The sequence below is a fragment of the Streptomyces sp. MBT53 genome, assembly GCF_016654115.1.
Lineage (GTDB): Bacteria > Actinomycetota > Actinomycetes > Streptomycetales > Streptomycetaceae > Streptomyces.
Map to the genome: position 1 here is coordinate 1 of NZ_JAEQAZ010000156.1, position 20989 is coordinate 20989.

Here is a 20989-nt window from a genome sequence, read left to right on the forward strand (position 1 = left end):
GTCCGGGTCCACGGGGCTGCCGTAGGGCCAGAAGGTCACCTGACGGTCGTGCAGGGTGACGGGGGTGGGGTCCAGTGGGGGCAGGAGGATGCCGGGGAGGTGGGTGGCCGTTTTGAGGCGGGCGGCGAGGTCCGTGGGGTTTGTGTGCGGGGCGTGGGCCTTGGCGACGGTGGCTGCGTGGCGGACGACTGTGCCGTCGGGGCGGTCCGTAAGGGTCGCGGTGGCTCCGCAGGGGCAGGTGGGGGCTTTGGTGTGCGCTGCTGTCGTGGCTCGGGCTGTCAGGTCGGGCAGCAGTTGGTGGTTCATGCGGGGCCCCCTGGGTCGTGCGGCTCTCGTCGGGAGAGTACGGCTCGGCATGTGGTTCGCTGCGGGCCGGTGGGGGCTGGGCGCGCAGTTCCCCGCGCCCCTATGGGCGCGCTCAGTCCGCGGCGTTATAGCCCTCGGGCAAAGCAAAGCCGGCGCAGCTCCCCAGCTGCGCCGGCTTTTTTTGCCGTCCGCCGCACCCCCGTCCCCACGGGGTTTCATGGGTTGATGTCCCCGCCCGGACCGCTCTTCCGGGCCTGGGGTCGCCGCTCAGCGCCCCAGCATCACTCCCACGGACGACGCCTGTGTGGCCACGGTCTCCCAGCCGTCGAAGACGACGAGGAGCAGGACCGCCAGGGGAAGGGCCATCAAGGTCGCCACCAGTGGGTGGCGACGGCCTGTGCGGCGGGTGCGGAACGCCGCGTTGTACGCCTTGCGTCCCTCTTCGCGGATCAATGCCCGCGGTGCCGTGTGGGCCATGGTCCCTCTCCTGACCGTGCTCCGTTGACCGAACTCAGTTGTCGTTGGCAGCGGCGGGTGTCTGACCTCGGGGGACGAGTGCTGCACCCGCCGCTTGACCTCAAATCTAGGCGTGCGGCGGGTGCGGGTCGTCATGCCCTCGTACCGATTGGCGGGCCTCCCGGAGGATGAGCAATGACCTGCGAACTACTCCCCTGGGTGGAGACGGGGTCCTAGGTCTCGGGGTCTTCCCTGAGGGGGAGTCCGGTGTGCCCCGCTTTCTCTGAGCTGTCCTCGCGCGGGACCGGCTGCTCGACCAGGGCGAGGACCCGGGTCGCCATGAAGCGGGCGGTGCGGACCACGGAGCCGTTGCGGGTGACTTCGCTCACTTCCACGACACCTCGTCGTACCGCCGTCTCCACCCTGCGGCCCGCCCTGCTCGCCACCACCTCGTACGTTCGCGTTGTGTCGCCGGCGTCCACCACTATCTCGACGCGATCACCCTTCACGCGCTCAATCCCCCTTCTGTGATGGTTGGTTGGGGTTGGGGGCAGTACGAAGTCCTGCTGTTCGCACGGCCTCTGACCACCCTTCAAAGTTTCCCACCCGGCACTGACAATCCGTCGGTCCGAGAGGGCGCGGCCTTTGCACGCGGGCGGCGGTGGAAACGTAAGCTGTCGCTCGTCATACGGACCGGGCAGCGGGGATGAACATGGCGATGATGCGCCTGAGGCGCGAGGACCCGCGCGTCGTCGGCTCGTTCAGGCTTCACAGACGGCTCGGCGCGGGCGGAATGGGCGTCGTCTATCTGGGTTCCGACCGCAAGGGTCAGCGGGTCGCGCTCAAGGTGATCCGGCCGGATCTGGCGGAGGACCAGGAGTTTCGTTCGCGGTTCGCGCGCGAGGTGTCGGCCGCGCGGCGCATTCGGGGTGGCTGTACGGCCCGGCTGGTCGCGGCGGATCTTGAGGCCGACCGGCCGTGGTTCGCGACGCAGTACGTTCCCGGGCCCTCCCTGCACGACAAGGTCGCCGACGAGGGGGCGCTGGGGGCTGCCGAGGTCGCCGCGATCGGGGCCGCGCTGTCCGAGGGGCTCGTCGCCGTGCACGAGGCCGGTGTCGTCCACCGGGATCTCAAGCCGTCCAACATTCTGCTGTCCCCCAAGGGTCCGCGCATCATCGACTTCGGTATCGCCTGGGCGACCGGGGCGTCGACGCTCACGCACGTCGGTACGGCGGTGGGGTCGCCGGGGTTCCTCGCGCCCGAGCAGGTGCGGGGGGCTGCGGTCACGCCCGCCACGGACGTGTTCTCGCTCGGCGCCACGCTCGCGTATGCCTCTACCTCCGACTCGCCCTTCGGGCACGGCAGTTCGGAGGTGATGCTGTACCGCGTGGTGCACGAGGAGGCGCAGCTGCACGGGGTGCCGGACGCGCTCGCTCCGCTGGTCCGCGCGTGCCTGGCGAAGGACCCCGAGGAGCGGCCCAGCACCCTCCAACTGTCCTTGCGGCTCAAGGAGATCGCCGCCCGCGAGGCCCAGGGTCTGTCGGACGTACGACCGCCCGCGCCGCGCGGTGGTGAAGCGGACCGGCCCACCGGGCGGCTCACCGAGAGCTATCCCGAGCAGCAGCGCACGCAGGGCGGGCGGCGTCCGCAGGGCTCGCAGGGTCCGCAGGGGACTCCTGCTCCTCGTGGTGCGGCTCCGCCGTCGCGGGGTGGTGGCAGTCCCTCCCGTGGGGGTGGGGGCGTTCCTTCGCGGCCGGGTTCGGCGCGGCCGACTCCGGCCGGGCGCAACACCACGCGGTCCGGCAACGGCAGTGGCAGTCGGCCCGCTCCGCGCAGTGGCACCGGGCGGCCCGGCCCGCGGACCACGGGTACCGGGCGGCGGCCTGCCAACCCGCGGCTGCTGCGGCAGCGGTTGTTCGTGTTCGTGGTGGTGACCTTGCTGGTCGCGCTCGGTATCGCGGTGGCGCAGGGGTGTTCGGGGCCTGCGCATGGGCTTGGGCGTACGGGGGGCGGTGTGCAGCTCGTCGTGGGGGCGGATGGGCGGTTCGGGGCTGTGGGGGGTTTCGCCGAGTAGTGAGCGTGGGGTTGTTTCGCCCCCGCCGCCCCTACCCGTCCCGTCACCAGGGGCTGCCGCCCCTTTGGCCCCGCCTGGGGGCTGCGCCCCCAGACCCCGCTTCGGCCCTGAAGGGGCCTCGTCCTCAAACGCCGGACGGGCTGGATGATGCCGGCCTGGGTCAAAAAGTGTGCGGCTCCGGCCGCGCTTACAAGTTCGGTAGCACTCGTTCGAAGAACTCCCGGTCCGCGTCGAACAGCGGGGCCATCGTCAGGAACTCCGACGGGGTGACCCAGCGGACCTCGGAGACCTCGCCCGGGTCGGGGACGATCGTGCCGTTGCCTGTTTCGGTGGCGGTCCACCAGTGGAGGCGGAAGCTGCCGTCGTCGGTCTCGGACTGCCAGACCTTGGCCAGGGGGGCGACCGCCAGGCCGACCTCCTCGTGGACTTCCCTGACCAGGGCTTCTTCCTGGGTCTCGCCCGGTTCGAGCTTGCCGCTGAGCGGGGCCCAGTAGCCGGAGCGGGCGGAGTCGGGGCCGCGGCGGATGACCAGGACGCGGTCCGCGCGCCGGAGGACTGCGACGATCGCCTCGCGCTGCGCCAAGCCGTGCTCCTTAGAGTTCGGGGCGGCCGGTGGCCACCGCGTAGAAGGCTACGGCAGCTGCGGCGCCCACGTTGAGGGAGTCGACGCCGTGGGCCATGGGGATGCGGACCCATTCGTCGGCCGCCACCAGGGCTTGGGTCGAGAGGCCGTCGCCCTCCGCTCCCAGCATCAGGGCGACCCGGTCCATGCGGTGCGGGGCCGCCTCGTCGAGGCTCTTGGCCTTCTCGTCGGGGGTGAGGGCCAGGAGCGTGAAACCCGCCTCACGGACCGACTCCAGGCCCTTGGGCCAGCTGTCGAGGCGGGCGTAGGGGACGGAGAACACCGCGCCCATCGAGACCTTCACGCTGCGGCGGTAGAGGGGGTCAGCGCAGTCCGGGGAGAGCAGGACCGCGTCCATGCCCAGTGCCGCCGCCGAGCGGAAGATCGCGCCGATGTTGGTGTGGTCGTTCACCGACTCCATCACCACCACCCTGCGGGTGGTCTGGAGGAGTTCGTCTGCTGTGGGGAGCGGTTTGCGTTGCATGGAGGCGAGGGCGCCGCGATGCACGTGGTAGCCCGTGACGCGTTCGGCCAGTTCCGGGCTCACCGCGTAGACGGGGGCCGGGAGTTCGTCGATGACGTCCCGCATGACGTCGACCCACTTCGCGGACAGCAGCATGGAGCGCATCTCGTAGCCCGCGTCCTTGGCCCGTCTGATGACCTTCTCGCCCTCGGCGATGAACAGGCCCTCGGCCGGTTCGCGCTTGCGGCGCAGCTCTACGTCGGTCAGGCCCGTGTAATCACGCAGGCGCGGGTCGTCGGGATCCTCAACGGTGATGAGATCGGCCACAGGGTGATACTGCCTTGTCCTGGGTGTCGTGCCAACGGCTGGGAACGGGTTGTGTTACCCGGGGTTACGCAAGAGCCTCCGGGCCTACGGTGACGACCGCGCCGATGACGATCACCGCCGGCGGCTTCACGTCCTCCGCGCGTACGGTCTCGCCGACCGTCGCGAGGGTCGCGTCGACCCGGCGCTGGGCGGCCGTCGTGCCCTCCTGGACCAGCGCGACCGGGGTGTCGGCCGGTTTCCCGTGCGCGATCAGGGTCTCGGCGATCTTCCCGATCTTGTCCACGCCCATCAGGACCACCAGCGTGCCGGTGAGCTTCGCGAGGGACGGCCAGTCGACCAGGGAGCGCTCGTCGTCAGGGGCGACATGGCCGCTGACCACCGTGAACTCGTGTGCGACCCCGCGATGGGTAACCGGGATCCCGGCCGCGCCCGGTACCGAGATCGAGCTGGAGATGCCGGGTACGACCGTGCACGGGATGCCGGCCTCGGCGAGCGCCTGGACCTCCTCCATGCCGCGGCCGTAGACGTACGGGTCGCCGCCCTTCAGCCGTACGACCGACTTGCCCTGCTTGGCGTGTTCGATCAGCGCGTTGTTGATGGCCTCCTGGGCCATGTAGCGGCCGTAGGGGATCTTCGCCGCGTCGATCACCTCGACGTGCGGGGGGAGTTCGGCGAGGAGGTCGCGGGGGCCGAGGCGGTCGGCGATGACGACGTCGGCCTCGGCGAGGAGGCGACGGCCGCGGACCGTGATGAGGTCCGGGTCGCCGGGGCCGCCGCCGACGAGGGCGACGCCGGGCGTCCGGGTGCGGTGGTGGGGGGCCACCAGGGTGCCGTCGCGCAGGCCCGCCACGACGGCGTCGCGGATCGCGGCGGTGTGGCGGGGGTCCCGGCCGCGCGCGTCCGTGGTGAGTACGGCGACGGTGACGCCCTCGCTGTGGCCGGTCGCCGGGGTCCAGGCGGTGGCCTGGTCGGCGTCGTCGGAGCGGACGCACCAGACGCGGTTGCGCTCCGCCTCGGCGGAGGCGGCGGTGTTGGCCTCGGGGTCGGTGGTGGCGATCAGGGCGTACCAGGCGTCCGCCAAGTCGCCGTCCGCGTACGGGCGTCGCTCCCAGGTGATCTCGCCCGCGTCCGCCATCGCCTCGACCGAGGGGGTCGCCTCGGGGGACACGAGGGTGATGTCCGCGCCCGCCGCGATGAGCGCCGGGAGGCGGCGCTGGGCGACCTGACCGCCGCCCAGGACGACGACCCGGCGGCCGGTGAGGCGGAGGCCTACGGGGTAGGCGGGGTTTTCGGCCATGAGGGTGCGGCTCCTCTTTTACGGCGGGTTTGCCCGACGTGCTGTACGAGTGCGGTACGACGTGCGGTGGCCCTGACGTGCAGATTTTACGGGCAGGGGGCTGTGGCGGCTCAGCCGGTCCACTGGCTGAGCCGCCACAGCCCCCTGCGAGCGTCTACTTCTCGGTCACCCCGGCGGAATCGAACGTCGCCACCTCGTGCATCGCCCGCGCCGTGCTCTGCACCAGCGGCAGGGCCAGCAGCGCGCCCGTGCCCTCGCCGAGGCGGAGGTCGAGGTCGACCAGGGGGCGCAGGCCGAGCTTGTTGAGGGCGGCGACGTGACCCGGTTCGGCGCTGCGGTGGCCCGCGATGCAGGCCGCGAGAACCTCGGGGGCGATGGCGCGGGCGACGAGAGCCGCCGCGCCGGCGCTGACGCCGTCCAGGATCACCGGCGTACGCAGGGAGGCGCCGCCGAGCAGCAGGCCGACCATGGCCGCGTGTTCGAAGCCGCCGATCGCGGCGAGGACGCCGATGGGGTCGGCCGGGTCCGGCTGGTGGAGTTCGATCGCGCGGCGCACGACCTCCGTCTTGCGGGCCAGGGTCTCGTCGTTGATGCCGGTGCCCCGGCCGGTGACGTCGGCGGGGTCCGTGTCCGTGAACACCGAGATCAGGGCGGCGGACGCGGTGGTGTTCGCGATGCCCATCTCCCCTGTGAGCAAAGCCTTGTTGCCCGCCGCCACGAGGTCGCGGGCCGTCTCGATGCCCACCTCGATGGCCTGCTTGGCCTCCTCGCGGGTCATCGCGGGACCGGTCGTCATGTCGGACGTACCGGCCCGGATCTTGCGGGGCAACAGGCCTGGTGTGGCGGGCAGTTCGGACGCCACACCCACGTCCACGACACACACCTCGGCGCCCACCTGGCTCGCGAAGGCGTTGCAAACGGCGCCGCCGCCAAGGAAGTTGGCGACCATCTGGGCCGTCACCTCCTGCGGCCAGGGGGTGACGCCCTGCGCGTGCACACCGTGGTCGCCCGCGAAGATCGCGACGGCCGCGGGCTCCGGGATCGGCGGCGGGCACTGCCGGGAAAGACCGGACAGCTGCGCGGAGATGATCTCCAGCATGCCGAGCGAGCCCGGCGGCTTCGTCATCCGCTTCTGCCGCTCCCACGCCTCGCCGAGCGCCTTGGCGTCCAGCGGGCGGATCCCGGCGACGGTCTCGGCGAGCAGGTCGTGCGGGTCCTCGCCGGGCAGCGCACGGCGGCCGTACGTCTCCTCGTGCACGACCCACGACAGCGGGCGGCGCTTGGACCAGCCCGCCTGCATCAGCTCGGGCTCGTCCGGGAACTCGTCGACGTAGCCGACGCAGAGGTACGCGATGACCTCCAGGTGCTCGGGCAGACCGAGCGCGCGGACCATCTCGCGCTCGTCGAAGAAGCTGACCCAGCCGACCCCGAGGCCCTCGGCACGGGCCGCGAGCCACAGGTTCTCCACCGCGAGGGCGGCGGAGTACGGCGCCATCTGCGGCTGCGTGTGACGGCCCAGGGTGTGCCGGCCGCCGCGGGTGGGGTCGGCGGTGACGACGATGTTCACCGGGGTGTCGAGGATCGCCTCGATCTTCAGTTCCTTGAACTGCTTCGCCCGGCCCTTGGGCAGCGACTTCGCGTACGCCTCGCGCTGGCTCTGGGCCAGTTCGTGCATGTTGCGGCGGGTGTCGGCGGAACGGATGACCACGAAGTCCCACGGCTGGGAGTGCCCGACGGACGGCGCCGTGTGCGCCGCCTCCAGCACGCGCAGCAGCACGTCGTGCGGGATCGGGTCGCTGCGGAAGCCGTTGCGGATGTCACGGCGCTCGCGCATCACCTTCAGCACGGCCTCGCGCTCGGCGTCGTCGTAGGCGGGTGCGGCAGGGCCGGTGGACTCTCGTACGTCTTCCACTGCGGCCGTGCTCTCTTCTTCCTGGTCGGCGGCCCGGGTGTCCAGGTCGTCCGCGTGCTGTACGAGTTCGGGCTCACCGTCGGCATCGGCCTCTCGGGGGCCGGGGACGGTGGCGAAGGATTCCGGACCGCCGGTCGGTTCCTCGGTGGGGACGACGAGGGGATGCGGCGGGGTCGGTGCGAGGTGCGGGGTGGTGGGCACCGAGCCCTCCACCGGCACGAACCGGCCCAGGGAGTCGTCGGGGTCGGCGCCCGCCGGGACGGCCTGCGGCACCTCGGCGAACTCGACGAACTCGGCGTCCGGGGTGGTGGGTTGGGCCAGAGGTGTACCTTCCGCTCCGTGGCCCTCGGCGACGATCGGCTGCGGCGCGAGTACCGGCTCCGCCTCGACCGTGAACTGCTGCTCCGGCTCCGCTACGGCTTCGGGTGCGGCGGTGGGCTGGAAGGCCGGGTCGCCCGGGGCCGCGTCGAGGAGGACGGGTGAGCCTTCGGCGAGCGGTGCGGGGACGACCTCGGCGGGCGTGACCGCGCCGTCCGGGTACGCCGCGTCCGGAACCGGGGTCGGGACCGCCTCGGCCTCGGCGAGCGGAGCCGGGTCGTCGGCCGTGGGGGCGGGCTGTGCCGGGTCTACAGCGATGGCGAGCGGCTCGGCCTCGGGGATGATCGGTGTCTCGACTCCCGTAGGAACAGGGGGAGTTGCCTCGGCCTCCTGAGCCTCGTCCGCGGTCTCCTGGACCTGCGCGACGTCGGGAACCTGGTCGGCATCCGGGGCGAACGCGACGCCCTGTGCCTGGCTCGGCTCCGCAACGGCTACGTCTTCCGGGGCCGGGGCCTGGGAGGCGACGAACGCACCCTCGGGGGCTTGGTCGGTGGTCTGAACGGACGCGCCATCGGAAACAGGGGCGTCGTCGACCTGCGCGGGCGCGGCATCGGACACGGGGGTCCCGCCGTGCGCGATCACGGCATCGAGGGCAGAGCCTGCCAGGTGCGGTAGCGGCAGTACGGCCTCGGAGCCAGATCCGTCACTGTGCATGACTACGACCGCTTCAGGGCCGGAGCCATCGCTGTCGCCGTCGCCGTGGACGACTGGGGCCTCGATGCCGGGGCCATCACCGTGGACGACGGCGCCCTCAGTCTCGGGGCCGACGCCATGCAGGAGCGGTGCCTCCGCGCCGGGGCCGTCACCGTACACGGCCTCAGGGCCGACAGCCGGGCCGTCACCGTGCGGGAACTCCGCCTCGGCGTCCACCCCCGCACCATGGCCGGGCAGCGTCTCGGCACCAAGGCCTTCGGCATCGTGAGCGCCGACGACCTGGGCGACCTGCCCGGCGTCGTAAGCCACGCCTGCCTCGACACCCTGGTCGTGCCCGTTGACGAACCCGGTGCCGTCCTGGATCTGCCCGGCGCCCAACTCCTCGGCGCCCTCGGGCAGTTGACCCGTCTCGGGGACACCAGCGGTGCCAGAGCTCTCGGTACTCGCGTGAACTGAAGAGGCGGAAGAAGCGGAGGACGCCGAGGGAACCGAAACGGACACCGCTGCCGGCGCGACCGCCTCCGCCGCGTACAGCTGGCCGTGGCCCTGCCAGGCCTCCCCCGCGTCGGGGGCCGTGGCGACCGCCCCGTTCACCGCTTCCGTGGCGAGCCTCGCGACCGCGGCCTGGGCCGCGCCGCCGGACTCCGGGCCCGGTTCGGGCGCCGGTGCCGGAGCAACCGTTTCCGCCGTTCGCACCGCTGCGCCGGCCGGCGCCTGGGCGCCCCAGGGGGCCGCGCCCTGCGGGGGCAGGTCGCGGAGTTGGGGTGTGTCGAGGTACTCGGGGCCGGTCGTCGGGCGGCCGGTCTGCCGTACCGGCGCACCCGCGGGGCCGCGGTCGGCGAGAGAGCGGACCGGGCTCGCGGAGGTGTCGGGGAGGGGCGGGCCGAGATGCAGCGGGCGGCGCGGGGTGACCGGCGCGGGCGGCGGTTCGGCGAGCCGGACGGCACCGAGGTCGACGGAACCGCTGTCGCGACCGGCTGTCTCGTGCGGACCGGGCTCGTGCGGAGCCGTCTCGTGCGAACCCTGCCCGTGCGGAACCGAGTCGTGCGGACCCGGCTCGTACACCGCGGGCTCGAGCGGAACGGACTCCTGGACGGTCTCGACGACCGGCTCGGGGACGGGGGGCGGGACCTCGTTGCCCCAGGCGCCCTGGGCGCCCGGCAGGAGCAGCAGATCCTCGTCCTCGGCGGTGGTCTCGGAGTGGTAGGTGTACGCGCCGTGTGCGGGAACGCTCGGCTGTTCCACCATGCCTGCGTTCTCCGGCAACCCCTCGGCCGGGACCTGGCCGGTGTCGGTCATGCGTACCCCTCGCCCATCGGTTAGTGCTTCTACGACCCGCTCTCCGGGAACGGCGCACCGACCGCCCCGCAGTGGAGAACGAGCGTGCCTGTCCAGCGGCACGAACGACCCGACGCCAAAAAGCGACAAAGCCATTTAGACGACAAAGCCATTGAATGGCATTGTCGCGGCCGTTGCGCCGTCACGGCAGCTTGATCCGCGACGGCCCGCTGTGGACTGCGCCACGTTGCGCGTCCTCCGGTTCCGCTGTACCACACACACCCCAAAACGGGCGGGTTTTCCGGACATTGGCGAACGAAGCGCCGGTCCACCCTGTGCGGTACAACGGTCCGCCAGCCTACCGCGCGCAGTACGACAACAGGATCACGGGGACGGTTCGAGGGGTCACGAAACGCGCTCGGGAAGGAGGCCGCTGAGCAGGAACGCGACGCTCCGTTCGGTCTCCGTCCAGGCCCTGGTGTCGAGTTCGACGGACTGGAGGAGGGCGCACTCGACGTGGTAACCGTGCTCCGTCAGGTCGCGGCCGACGAGTTCGGCCTCGTCGCGGGTCGAGGCGTGCGCCACGATGCGCTGCGGGCGCCGGTCGGCGACCGCGGAGACGACGGCCACTCCCCCGCCGCCGACCCGTACCACGTCGGGTTCGGGGAGGTTCTCCAGGATGTGCGGGGCGTCGCCCTTGACGATCTGGAGGTGCACGCCGAAGCTGCGGGCCGCCGAGTCGGTGCGGGCGCAGGCCTGCGGGTCGCGGTCGACGGCGATGACGGCGGCTCCGGCGCGGGCCGCCTCGATGGCGAAGGCCCCGCTGCCGCAGCCGATGTCCCACACGAGGTCGCCGACGCGCGGGCCCAGGCGGGCGAGTTGGGCGGCCCGGAGCAGTTCCGTCTCGCCCTCACCGAGCTCACCGACGTAGGCCTCGGCGGGGAGGGTCCAGCCTCGGGAGACGGCGGACGGGTCGCGGCCGGCGATCCAGCCCTCGCCCGGGCCGGTCGTGACGGCGGGGCCGACCGGGCCTCCCATGACGATGACGACGTTGGGGTCGCGCCAGGTGCGGTCGGCGGCCTTGTCGGAGGTGAGGACGGTGACCTGTTCGTGCTCGGTGCCGAGTTCCTCGCAGATGACGAAGGTGCGGTGGACGCCCTCCAGCAGCAGGCCGAGTTCGGCGGGACCGGCGCCCGGCGAGGTAAGGACGGCGACCTTTGTGTGGGCCCGGCATACATTCACCGCGCGTCGCAAGGTGCGTCTGTGTGCGACGACCACTTGTGCGTCGTCCCAGGGCATACCGGCGCGGGCGAAGGCCGCGGCCACCGAGGAGACCGCGGGGACGACCTCCACCTCCAGGCCGAACTCGGGTGCGCGCAGGGTCCGTACGACTCCGAAGAAGCCCGGATCGCCGTCCGCGAACACCACCGCGGTGCCCCGGCGGCCGGCGATGCGGCGGGCGGCGAGGGCCACGCTGCCGAGCCGGATGCGTTCGGCGCCCGCCGGCACCTCGGGCAGTTCCAGATGGTGGGGCGCGCCGGCCACCAGGGTGGCGGCGCTCAGCGCGGAGCGTGCCGCAGCTGTCAGCGGAGAGCCGTCCCAGCCGATCACCGTGACGCGGTCGGCCATCGTCGTCAGTCTCCAGGGGTACATCGCAGGTCGTCAGGGGCAGCGGCCCGTACGCGGGCACCGTGAGGGTACCTGGTGCGGCTGGGCGGTGCTCCCGTGGTCGTACCCGCCGAATTCAGTTCCAGTCGGCGAGTGACGTGAAACCGTCGATGTCGGCGAGCTGTTCCGCCGTGCCCTCCAGGTCCTCCGGGAGGAGGCTCCACACGATGAAGTCGGTGCGGACGTCGCTCCAGATGCCGTCGTCGCTGCGGACGTGCGCTATGCAGGCGCCCCGCAGGACGCCCTCGCTGATGCAGCCGATCTTCTGCGCGACCTGCTGGGAGGCGGTGTTGTCGGCGGCGGTGCGCAGTTCGATGCGCTCCAGCTTCTGGTCCCCGAACAGCCATTGGGCGGTGGCGAGGGCGGCCTCGGAGGCGTAGCCCTCGCCGCGGGCCCAGGGCGCGATGATGTACGACAGCTCGGTGGACCGAACGTGCCAGTTGGTCTTGGCGAGTTGGACGATGCCGACCAGACGCTGGGTGAGGAACTCGGTGACCGCGAGGTCGAGACCGCGGCCCGAAGTGCGTTCCGTGGGCGCGTACTCGGTGATCCAGCGGCGGGCCCGGTCCTCGGTGAAGGGCTGGGGCACGTCGGTCCAGGACCCGACCTGTTCGTCGTTCATCATCTCCGTCAGCGCGGGGATGTCGTCCTCGTCGAGGGGCCGCAGCACCAACCGCTCCGTGCTGATGGAGATGTTGGGGAAGGTGCTAGTCATGCGCCACTCCGTAACCTTTGGAAAATGTTCAGGGCAACCTGAACTGCCCAGCATGCAGCATGAAAGCAGTGAACCGCACCACGGGGTCCACCCGCGGTGAGCGAGTGGACCCCGTGCGTGGTGATACGCCGTATACGCCCCCGTCAGCCTGAAGTGACGGGCAGGACAGAGCCCTTGTACTTCTCCGCTATGAACTTCTTCACGTCGGCGGAGACGAGCAGCTTCGCGAGCTTTGCGACCCGGGGGTCGTCCTCGTTGCCGCGTTTGACGGCCAGGAGGTTGGCGTAGGGGTTGTCCTTCGCCGACTCCAGGAGGATCGCGTCCTTGGCGGGGCTGAGGCCCGCGTCCTGGGCGTAGTTGTTGTTGATGACGGCCACGTCCACGTCGTCGAGCGAGCGCGGGAGTTGGGCCGGGTCCAGCTCCTTGAACTTCAGGTGCTTCGGGTTGGCCGTGACGTCCGCGGGGGACGCGTCGGTGCCCGCGCCCGCCTTGAGGGTGATCAGCCCCTTGGCGGCGAGGAGTTTGAGGGCGCGCCCCTCGTTGGTGGTCTCGTTCGGCACGGCGACGGTGGCTCCGTCGCCGAGCTTCGCGATGTCCTCGATCTTCTTGGAGTACACGCCCATCGGCGGCAGGTACGCCTTGACGACCGAGACCAGGTCGGTGCCCTTGCTCTTGTTGAACTCGTCGAGGAAGGGCTGGTTCTGGTAGAGGTTCGCGTCCAGCGAGCCCTCCTGGAGCGCGGTGTTCGGCAGGACGTAGTCCGTGAACTCCTTGATCTCCAGGTCGAGTCCGGCCTTCGCGGCGAGGTTGTCCTTGATGTACGTCAGGACCTCGCCGGCCGGCACGGCGGTGGCGCCGACGACGAGGGTGCCGTCGTCCTTGCCGCTGCTCCTGCCGGTGTCGGAGCCCGAACCGCAGGCCGTGAGGCCGAGGAGGGTGATGGCGAGTCCGGCCGCGGTGACGGCGATGTTCTTGCGCATGGTGAGTCCCCCGACTCTGTTCAGAAGGACGGTCAGAACGACGGGATGACGGAGCCCGCGTACTTGTCCTCGATGAACTTCTTGACCTCGGGCGAGGTCAGCAGCTTCGCGAGCTTCTTGACGCGGGGGTCCTTCTCGTTGCCCTTCTTCACGGCGAGGAAGTTGCCGTACGGGTTGTTCGTCGCGGACTCCAGGACGAGGGCGTCCTTGGCGGGCTTCAGGCCCGAGGAGATCGCGTAGTTGCCGTTGATGACGGCCGCGTCGACGTCGTCCAGGGAGCGCGGGGTCTGGGCCGCCTCCAGCTCCTTGAACTTGAGCTTCTTGGGGTTGTCGGTGATGTCCGCGGGGGTTGCCTCGTTGCCCACGCCGGCCTTCAGGGTGATCAGCTTGTTCGCCGCGAGCAGCTTGAGGGCGCGGGCCTCGTTGACGCTGTCGTTCGGGACGGCGATCGTCGCGCCGCTCTTCAGGGCGTCGGCGCTCTTCACCTTGTGGGAGTAGAGGCCGAGCGGTTCCAGGTGGACCGTGACGACGGGCACGATGTGGGTGCCGTTCTTCTTGTTGAAGTCGTCCAGGTACGGCTGGTTCTGGAAGTAGTTGGCGCCCACCGAGCCGTCCTCGGTCGCCGTGTTCGGCGTGACGTAGTCGGTGAACTCCTTGACCTCCAGGTCGAGTCCGGCCTTCTTCGCCAGGTGGTCCTTGACGTAGTCGAGGATCTCGGCGTGCGGGGTGGGGCTCGCGGCGACGACCAGCGGTCCGCTGTAGTCGGAGGCCGAGGAGGAGCCCTTGTCCGAGCCGCAGGCGGAGAGCGCGAAGGTGAGCGCTCCGGCGGCAAGGACGGCGGTGGTGAGCTTTGCGGTGTTACGCACGAAAAGTGCCTTTCCTGAAGGGTGTCGCGTACTACGACCCCGCCTTGGGTGGTGCGGGGAGTCTGGGTGAGGGGTGGGCCTACGCGGCTTTCAGCAGCCGTAGCCTCGGCGCGGGTCCCGATCGTCCGCCGCGCCGGTGCACGGAGCGGGCCGCGTAGTCGCCGGCGAACTGGATGAGGGAGATGACGACCGCGAGGATCGCCACGGTGATCCACATCAGCTGGGTCTCGAAGCGCTGGTAGCCGTAGCGGATGGCGATGTCGCCGAGGCCGCCCGCGCCGACCGTGCCGGCCATCGCGGAGTAGCCGATGAGCGCGACGATCGTGGTGGTCGTGCTGGAGATCAGCGAGGGCAGGGACTCCGGTACGAGGACCTTGCGCACGATCGTCCAGGTGTTGCCGCCCATCGACTGCACGGCTTCGACGAGCCCGCCGTCCACTTCGCGGACAGCCGTCTCGACAAGGCGCGCGAAGAAGGGAATCGCCCCGATGGCGAGCGGCACGATCGCGGCCTCGCGGCCGATCGTCGTCCCGGTGATGGTCCGCGTGAAGTTCATCAGCGCGACCATGAGGATGATGAACGGCAGCGAGCGGGCGACGTTCACGATCTGCCCGATGACCTTGTTGGCGGCCACGTTCTGGAGGAGTCCGCCGCGGTCGGTCAGGACCAGCAGGACGCCGAGCGGGAGTCCGCCGACGACGGCGATGACCGTGGACCAGCCGACCATGTAGAGCGTGTCCCAACACGCCTGGGACAGCAGGGGCTGCATCTCGGACCAGCTCACTTGGCACCTTCCTTCAGCAGTACGGGCTCCTGGCCCAACACGTCGATCTGCAGGCCCTGTTCGCGCAGGAAGCCGATCGGCACGACGTTGTCGTCGTAGCGGCCGGGCAGTTCGATGCGCATACGGCCGACCTGGAGTCCGCCGACGGTGTCGATGGCGGCGCCGAGGATCGAGATGTCGATGTTGTAGGTGCGCGAGAGCTGGGAGATGACGGGCTGGGTGGCGGCCTCGCCGTGGAAGGTGACGTCGACGACGGTCCGTTCCGCGCCGCCCGCCTCGCCGCTGACCGGGAAGAGCGCGGAGGCCAGCTCCGAGCCCGGGGTCGCGAGCAGTTCGCTGACGGTCCCGGACTCGACGATGCGCCCGTGCTGCATGAGCGCGGCGGAGTCGCAGACCGACTTCACGACGTCCATCTCGTGGGTGATGAGCAGGACGGTCAGGCCCAGCTGCCGGTTCAGGTCGCGCAGCAGCTGGAGGATCGAGCGGGTGGTCTCCGGGTCGAGGGCGCTGGTGGCCTCGTCGGAGAGCAGCACCTTGGGGTCGCCGGCCAGCGCGCGGGCGATGCCGACGCGCTGCTTCTGGCCGCCGGAGAGCTGGGCCGGGTAGGCCTTCGCCTTGTCGGCGAGCCCGACGAGGTCGAGGAGTTCGAGGGCCTTGGCGGATCGTTCCTTCCCCGACCTGCCGAGGATTTCGAGCGGCAGCTCGACGTTGTCCTGCACGGTCCGCGAGGACAGCAGGTTGAAGTGCTGGAAGACCATACCGATACGGCTGCGCGCCTGCCGGAGTTCCCGTCCGGCACGCGGTCCGCGCCCGGCGAGGGCGGTGAGATCCTGCCCGTCGACGGTGACCGTGCCTGCGGTGGGCTTCTCCAGCAGGTTGACGCAGCGGATGAGCGAGGACTTGCCGGCGCCGGACTGGCCGATGACGCCGTACACCTCGCCTTCGCGGACGTGGAGGTCGACGCCGTCGAGGGCGGTGACCTCACGGCCGCGTGAGCGGTAGACCTTGGTCAGGCCCGATGTGGTGATCACTGGGGTTCCATGACTGTCGAGTACAAGGGCGTGGATGTGCCCTGGTACGAGGGGGGAAATGTGCGTGGGGCGGCGGAGTCACACGGCGTTCAGCGCATGGACGTGCCACGGCGGCTCGCTTCGGGGCGCGAGGCTGGGGCGGTTGGCCCGGGGGTGGTGCGGGGGCCCTCTAGAAGGCGCACATTCGACACATACAACGAGCACCGGGCGTCAGGGTCGCCTCGGTCGCAAGGGTGCGGCAGCTCGTCGTGGTCATGGAATCAGTAAAGCAGACGTACGGTCCTGACAAAGTGCCGCTGTCCGCATGCCGGACAGCGGCGGACGCCCGTCAACCACGCACGGAGATCTCCACTCCCCCGTCGCTGACCAGCGCGGACAAGGCTGACAGGTCACTCACAACAAGGTCGGCGTCGAGCTCGCGGGCCTCATGCGTTGTGGCCAATGCCACGGTGATCATTCCGGCCGCGCGGCCCGCCCGGAGTCCCGCCGGGGCGTCCTCGAAGACGACACAGCGGGCCGGGTCGACGCCCAGTTGGCGGGCGGCGAGGAGGTAGGGCTCGGGGTCGGGCTTGCCGCGTGTGACGTCCTCGGCGACCACGAGCGTCTTGGGGAGGATGTCGGCGTGCGCGAGCCGGGCCTCGGCGAGCCGGCGAGTGGCGGAGGTGACGACGGCCCAGCGGTCGGCGGGCAACGAGTCCAGGAAGTCGCGCGTGCCGGGCAGCAGAACGGCACCCCCGTTGGCCACGTCCTCGACCTCCAGCGCCTCGATCCGCGCGACCGCCGCCGGGACGACGTCGGCGGGCAGCAGGTCGGCGGCTATCGTCACGGCGGTCCGCCCGTGCAGTTCGACCCGGGCGAAGTCCTCCGCGGTGATCCCGAACTCCTCCGCCCAGCGCGTCCAGCACCTGCGCACGGATTCGAGGGAGGAGACGAGCGTGCCGTCGTTGTCGAACAGGAGGGCCTCAGCATGGATCTTCATGTTCCCGACCCTACGGTCACCGGGTCTTTTGGCCCGTAATAGGGTCGCGGCATGCTTGATGCCCTGACGCTGGCGATCGGTGTCGCCGCGCTGCTGCTCGCCGCCTGGACCGGGTGGGCGGCCTACCGCGACCAGTCGACGAAGGACTGGCACTTCATCGGCATGGCCGTGGTCACCCTGCTGGCCACGGTCCAACTCGTGGTCGGCATCGTGCAGTTGGCGCGCGGCGAGAAGGCGGAGCAGGGCACGGCGATCTTCGTGGCGTATCTGCTGGGCGCGTTCGCGGCGGTCCCGGCGGCGGGTTTCATGTCCCTGGCGGAGCGCACCCGCTGGGGCACCGCGACGGTCGCGGCCGGCGCCGTTGTCCTGGCCGTGCTCGAAGTCCGGCTCTACGACATCTGGGGAAGCTGAGATGACCACCGTGGAAGACAACACCGCGGAAGAGAAGCCCAAGCGGCTCATCAGCGGGCCCGGCATGCTGCTCGTCTGGTTCTACGGCGTGATGGTCGTCGGCGCGGTCTCGCGCTCCGTCTACCAGATCGCCACCGAGTTCGACCGGGCCCCGCTCGCCTACTCCCTCTCGGCCGTCGCGGGTGTGGTGTACGGCTTCATCACGTACTCCCTGATCCGCGGCGGTGAGAGGGCCCGCAGGGCGGCACAGGCGTGCTGCGCCGCCGAACTCGCGGGTGTCCTGATCGTCGGCACGCTGACCGTGATCGACAGCTCGGCCTTCCCGGACGCGACGGTCTGGTCGTACTACGGCGCGGGGTACATCTTCATCCCCGTGCTGCTGCCGCTGTCCGCGCTGTACTGGCTCCGGAAGAACCGCGACGCCGTCAGTCAGTAGCGGTCACGCCGTGGCGACGTAGGCCTCGACCGGCTTCTCCAGGACGATCATCGGTACGCCGTCGTCGCCCTGGGAGGTGCCTACGGTCTCGTAGCCCACGCGGCGGTACAGGCGGAGGTTGCCCTCGCTGCGGTGGCCGGTGTGGAGGCGGAACTTCTTGGCGCCGCGTTCCTCGGCGAGGGCCGATTCGGCCGCGCGGAGGAGGCGGGCACCGATGCCGTGGCCCTGGAGGCGCGGGTGGACACAGAGTTTGCCGATGGCGGCGGCGCCGTCCTCGGTCACCGTGCCGCGGACCGAGCCGACCACCTCCTCGCCCAGCCGGGCCACGAAGACGCAGTCGGAGCCGAGTTCGGCCCGGACCGAGTCGAGGCTCTGGACGAGCGGGTCGATGCGGTAGTTGCCGTACAGCGCCGCCTCGCTCTGGAAGCACAGGTACTGCAGCCTGAAGATCTGCTCCGCGTCCTGCTCGGTCGCCACCGAGATGGTCACACTCATGCCCATGTGCGCACGCCTCCCGCTCACCTGATCACCATGTGGTTCTCACTCCTATCCCCGTGCTTCGCGGGCCGCAACCTCCGGCGTCAGCAATCGGCGAAGACATCCCAGACATCTGGAACGTTCCGGGCCGAGACTGCCCTGTGAGATACCCAACTCCCCCGCGATCTCGCGGTAGGTGAGGTCCTTGGGCGACAGCAGCGCCTCCATCAGACGCGGGCAGCGACCCGGCAGCCGACGCACCGCGTCGTGCAGCGCGCGATGCCGCGCCGCCGTGAGGGCGACCTGCTCGGGGCCGCGGTCGCCGTCCTCGACGGGATCATCGCCGTACGACTGTTCGAGACGCGCCGTACGGCGGGTGCGCTGGGCCTCCGAGCGGACCGCGCGGCGGAGCCAGCGCTCGGGGTCGACCGGTGGGCCGGAGGCGTCGAGGCGTTCCAGGAGGCGGAGCCAGACGGCCTGTTCGAGGTCGGCCGGTTCGGTTCCGGAGGCATATGCCTCGGCGGAGGCCTCGGCCGCGAGCAGTGGGCGCAGGGTGGCGACGAGTTGGTGTGTCATATGCGGCACGACGTGGCCGCCCCGGCGGAAGGTTGCCGGGGCGGCCGTCTGTCACTCCAACGGGGCGCGGGGCTCAGCCGTTGACGAAGTCCGCGCGGGCCAGCAGACCGGTGTCGGCGTTGTCGGTGAAGACACCGTCGATGCCGGTGGCGAAGTAGCGCTTGAAGGCGCCGAACGCGTCGCCGTAGGCGTCCACCGCCGTGCCCTTGCGGTACTCCAGCGGCAGGAAGGGGTTCTCGTTGCGCATGGTGTAGGGGTGCAGGATCAGGCCCACCTTGTGCGCGTCGGCGACCAGGGTGGTCTCCTTGTTCAGGCTGCCGTCGGCGTTCTTCGTGATGATCAGGTCGAGCGTCGGGCCCAGTCCCTGCGCGTACGTCGCGATCTCGGCCAGGCCCTTGGGGGTGACCAGGTCGTCGACCGTGCGCGGGTCGCCCAGGTCGACGAAGTCGAAGGGGCGGGTGCCCGTGCCGGACAGCAGCACCACGAGGTTGTTGCGGACCAGCTTGCTGATCTTCTGGATGCTGGTCGGCTCGAAGGACTGGATGAGGACCGGCGAGTTCCGCTTGTCCTTGCCGTGCTTGCGCAGGGTCGAGGAGAGCAGCTTCTCCATGTCGAAGCCGCGCTTGCGGAAGTAGGTGGGGTGCTTCATCTCGGGGTAGATCCAGACCTGCTTGCCGCGCTTACGGGTCTGCTCGTCCTGCCACTTGAGAACCTCTTCGAAGGTCGGGATCTCCCAGCGGCCGTTGTAGAGCGTGTTGTGCGGGCGGTTGGCCGGAATGCGCTCGATGGCGCGCAGGGTCTTCAGCTCGGCGAGCGTGAAGTCCTCGGTGAACCAGCCGGTGACGGAGACGCCGTCGAGAAGCTTGGTGGTCTTGCGGCTCGCGAACTCGGGGTGGTCCGCGACATTCGTCGTGCCGCCGATCTCCGGCTCGTGACGGCAGACCAGGTGACCGTCCTTGGTGGGGACGAGGTCACCGGCCTCGACGATGTCGGCGCCCAGGTCGAGGGCCAGGTTGTACGAGCCGAAGGTGTGCTCCGGACGGTAGCCGCTGGTGCCCCGGTGCCCGACGATGGTCGGCTTGGGCAGATCCTTCAGACCACCGCCGTGACGGGCCGTCGAGGCCTCGGCCGCTCTCGCGGTGCCCGCCGGTCCCAGTGCGGCCACTCCCGCACCGAGCACGGCCGCGCCGAGAAGCGCCCGTCGTCCCGTGCCGTTGGCTCGCTCGTTCGGCCCCTGCGTTCCCTGCGTGTCCATGAAACCTCCTGGCGTCGCCCCGTCGGTGCGCGCCGATCGTAGGTGCGCGTACATGACGAACGGGAGACCTCGGCCGGAACACGGCGGTGACGCTGGATGTCGCGGGCAAGGCGAGGTTTGACACGCCATCAGCAAGGTACGCGAGATGCGTCACAACATGGCGGCCCGGTTACGGGACGTCTCCGGAGCGACACCGCAGGTAAACGTGCGTCAACACTGCGTAAGACCTCGGTGAACCCGATGTGCAATACGCGGCGCACCGCGAGTATCGTCCTCACCTGCACAGTTTTATATCGACCCCTTGACACCGGAGGGCCCGTTGTCCCGCTTCGTGCTCATCAAGGCAGTGCTCGGACCGATCATGCGCCTGATGTTCCGCACACGGGTGGAGGGCGCGGAGCACATCCCCGACGACGGCCCGGTGATCCTCGCCGGCAACCACCTCACGTTCATCGACTCGATGATCCTTCCGCTGGTCTGCGACCGGCAGGTGTTCTTCATCGGCAAGGACGAGTACGTCACCGGCAAGGGCTTCAAGGGCCGCCTCATGGCCTGGTTCTTCACCGGCGTCGGCATGATCCCGGTCGACCGGGACGGTGCCAACGGCGGGGTCGCCGCGCTGATGACCGGCCGCCGCATCCTCGAAGAGGGCAAGGTCTTCGGGATCTATCCCGAGGGCACGCGGTCGCCCGACGGCCGCCTGTACCGCGGCCGTACCGGCATCGCCCGGCTCACGATGATGACGGGCGCGCCGGTTGTTCCGTTCGCGATGATCGGTACGGACAAGTTGCAGCCCGGCGGTGCGGGGATTCCCCGCCCCGGGCGGGTCACTGTTCGGTTCGGTGAGGCGATGGAGTTCTCCCGGTACGAGGGGATGGACCGGGATCGGTATGTGCTGCGGGCTGTGACGGACTCTGTGATGACTGAGGTCATGCGGTTGTCTGGGCAGGAGTACGTGGACATGTATGCGACCAAGGCGAAGGCTGCGTAACGCTGTTTTTCGAGTGCGGGTGCGTTGTGGCTGGTCGCGCAGTTCCCCGCGCC

The 20989-nt window shown here is 70.4% G+C and carries 20 protein-coding genes and 1 pseudogene; 4 read left to right on the plus strand and 17 right to left on the minus strand.

From position 1 onward, the window contains the following. From JHN45_RS38340 to JHN45_RS38350, 3 genes and pseudogenes are all read right to left on the minus strand, one after another. Positions 1 to 306, minus strand: a pseudogene (locus JHN45_RS38340) (aminoglycoside phosphotransferase family protein); the annotation flags it as partial. Positions 307 to 573: 267 nt separating this feature from the next. Further along, on the minus strand, positions 574 to 783 hold the full coding sequence (locus tag JHN45_RS38345) for a hypothetical protein (RefSeq protein WP_026178166.1): 210 nt from the start codon (positions 781 to 783) through the stop codon (positions 574 to 576). A gap of 212 nt (positions 784 to 995) precedes the next feature. After that, positions 996 to 1271 (minus strand): hypothetical protein, encoded by a 276-nt coding sequence (locus JHN45_RS38350; RefSeq protein WP_026150855.1) that lies wholly within the window; start codon positions 1269 to 1271, stop codon positions 996 to 998. A gap of 197 nt (positions 1272 to 1468) precedes the next feature. Here JHN45_RS38350 and JHN45_RS38355 point away from each other — a divergent pair, with 197 nt between their 5' ends. Then, positions 1469 to 2836, plus strand: a complete 1368-nt coding sequence (locus JHN45_RS38355) for a serine/threonine-protein kinase (RefSeq protein WP_201054196.1) — start codon at positions 1469 to 1471, stop codon at positions 2834 to 2836. A gap of 187 nt (positions 2837 to 3023) precedes the next feature. Here the strand turns inward: JHN45_RS38355 and JHN45_RS38360 are convergent, their stop codons facing one another. The 11 genes from JHN45_RS38360 to JHN45_RS38410 all read right to left on the minus strand — a co-directional run bounded on the left by JHN45_RS38360 (position 3024) and on the right by JHN45_RS38410 (position 16790). Continuing rightward, positions 3024 to 3419, minus strand: coding sequence for an NUDIX domain-containing protein (locus JHN45_RS38360; protein WP_200716220.1), 396 nt, complete (start codon positions 3417 to 3419; stop codon positions 3024 to 3026). Positions 3420 to 3429: 10 nt separating this feature from the next. Further along, positions 3430 to 4248 (minus strand): RNA methyltransferase, encoded by an 819-nt coding sequence (locus tag JHN45_RS38365; protein WP_019059837.1) that lies wholly within the window; start codon positions 4246 to 4248, stop codon positions 3430 to 3432. A 64-nt stretch (positions 4249 to 4312) separates the two neighbouring features. Then, on the minus strand, positions 4313 to 5545 hold the full coding sequence (gene cobA / locus JHN45_RS38370) for a uroporphyrinogen-III C-methyltransferase (RefSeq protein ID WP_200716221.1): 1233 nt from the start codon (positions 5543 to 5545) through the stop codon (positions 4313 to 4315). A gap of 154 nt (positions 5546 to 5699) precedes the next feature. Further along, positions 5700 to 9788, minus strand: coding sequence for a nicotinate-nucleotide--dimethylbenzimidazole phosphoribosyltransferase (cobT, locus tag JHN45_RS38375; RefSeq protein ID WP_201054197.1), 4089 nt, complete (start codon positions 9786 to 9788; stop codon positions 5700 to 5702). A gap of 384 nt (positions 9789 to 10172) precedes the next feature. After that, complete coding sequence (cbiE, locus tag JHN45_RS38380; RefSeq protein ID WP_200716223.1) at positions 10173 to 11396, minus strand: precorrin-6y C5,15-methyltransferase (decarboxylating) subunit CbiE; 1224 nt, start codon at positions 11394 to 11396, stop codon at positions 10173 to 10175. 115 nt (positions 11397 to 11511) lie between these two features. Then, positions 11512 to 12150 carry a GNAT family N-acetyltransferase gene (locus JHN45_RS38385; protein ID WP_200716224.1) on the minus strand — a complete coding sequence of 213 codons (639 nt, stop codon included), beginning with the start codon at positions 12148 to 12150 and terminating at the stop codon, positions 11512 to 11514. A 143-nt stretch (positions 12151 to 12293) separates the two neighbouring features. After that, positions 12294 to 13130 (minus strand): MetQ/NlpA family ABC transporter substrate-binding protein, encoded by an 837-nt coding sequence (locus tag JHN45_RS38390; protein WP_201054198.1) that lies wholly within the window; start codon positions 13128 to 13130, stop codon positions 12294 to 12296. A gap of 32 nt (positions 13131 to 13162) precedes the next feature. After that, positions 13163 to 13996, minus strand: a complete 834-nt coding sequence (locus JHN45_RS38395) for a MetQ/NlpA family ABC transporter substrate-binding protein (protein ID WP_200716226.1) — start codon at positions 13994 to 13996, stop codon at positions 13163 to 13165. A 79-nt stretch (positions 13997 to 14075) separates the two neighbouring features. Further along, the gene (locus JHN45_RS38400) at positions 14076 to 14780 is read right to left on the minus strand and encodes a methionine ABC transporter permease (RefSeq protein WP_201054199.1); all 705 of its coding nucleotides are present in this window, start codon (positions 14778 to 14780) and stop codon (positions 14076 to 14078) included. Continuing rightward, entirely contained in the window at positions 14777 to 15811 is a 1035-nt protein-coding gene (locus tag JHN45_RS38405; protein WP_201054200.1) for a methionine ABC transporter ATP-binding protein, read from the minus strand. Before JHN45_RS38405 ends, JHN45_RS38400 begins: the two co-directional genes overlap by 4 nt. Before the next feature lie 328 nt (positions 15812 to 16139). Beyond that, on the minus strand, positions 16140 to 16790 hold the full coding sequence (locus tag JHN45_RS38410) for an HAD family hydrolase (protein ID WP_201054201.1): 651 nt from the start codon (positions 16788 to 16790) through the stop codon (positions 16140 to 16142). A 51-nt stretch (positions 16791 to 16841) separates the two neighbouring features. Between JHN45_RS38410 and JHN45_RS38415 the strand changes: the two genes are divergently transcribed. Together JHN45_RS38415 and JHN45_RS38420 are read left to right on the plus strand one after the other, a co-directional pair. Next, complete coding sequence (locus JHN45_RS38415; protein ID WP_019066313.1) at positions 16842 to 17201, plus strand: hypothetical protein; 360 nt, start codon at positions 16842 to 16844, stop codon at positions 17199 to 17201. Between the two features lies 1 nt (position 17202). Further along, entirely contained in the window at positions 17203 to 17637 is a 435-nt protein-coding gene (locus JHN45_RS38420) for a hypothetical protein (protein ID WP_200716491.1), read from the plus strand. Between the two features lie 3 nt (positions 17638 to 17640). On the opposite strand, the gene JHN45_RS38425 is transcribed toward JHN45_RS38420, so the two are convergent. The 3 genes from JHN45_RS38425 to JHN45_RS38435 form a co-directional block, all read right to left on the minus strand. Next, on the minus strand, positions 17641 to 18138 hold the full coding sequence (locus JHN45_RS38425) for a GNAT family N-acetyltransferase (RefSeq protein ID WP_019066311.1): 498 nt from the start codon (positions 18136 to 18138) through the stop codon (positions 17641 to 17643). A 45-nt stretch (positions 18139 to 18183) separates the two neighbouring features. Beyond that, on the minus strand, positions 18184 to 18690 hold the full coding sequence (locus tag JHN45_RS38430) for a sigma-70 family RNA polymerase sigma factor (RefSeq protein ID WP_201054202.1): 507 nt from the start codon (positions 18688 to 18690) through the stop codon (positions 18184 to 18186). A 73-nt stretch (positions 18691 to 18763) separates the two neighbouring features. After that, positions 18764 to 19945, minus strand: a complete 1182-nt coding sequence (locus JHN45_RS38435) for a glycerophosphodiester phosphodiesterase (protein ID WP_201054203.1) — start codon at positions 19943 to 19945, stop codon at positions 18764 to 18766. A 319-nt stretch (positions 19946 to 20264) separates the two neighbouring features. On the opposite strand from JHN45_RS38435, the gene JHN45_RS38440 reads away from it, so the two are divergent. Next, a complete protein-coding gene (locus JHN45_RS38440; RefSeq protein ID WP_200716494.1) occupies positions 20265 to 20936 on the plus strand; it encodes a 1-acyl-sn-glycerol-3-phosphate acyltransferase in 672 nt (223 codons plus the stop codon). Positions 20937 to 20989 lie beyond the last annotated feature (53 nt).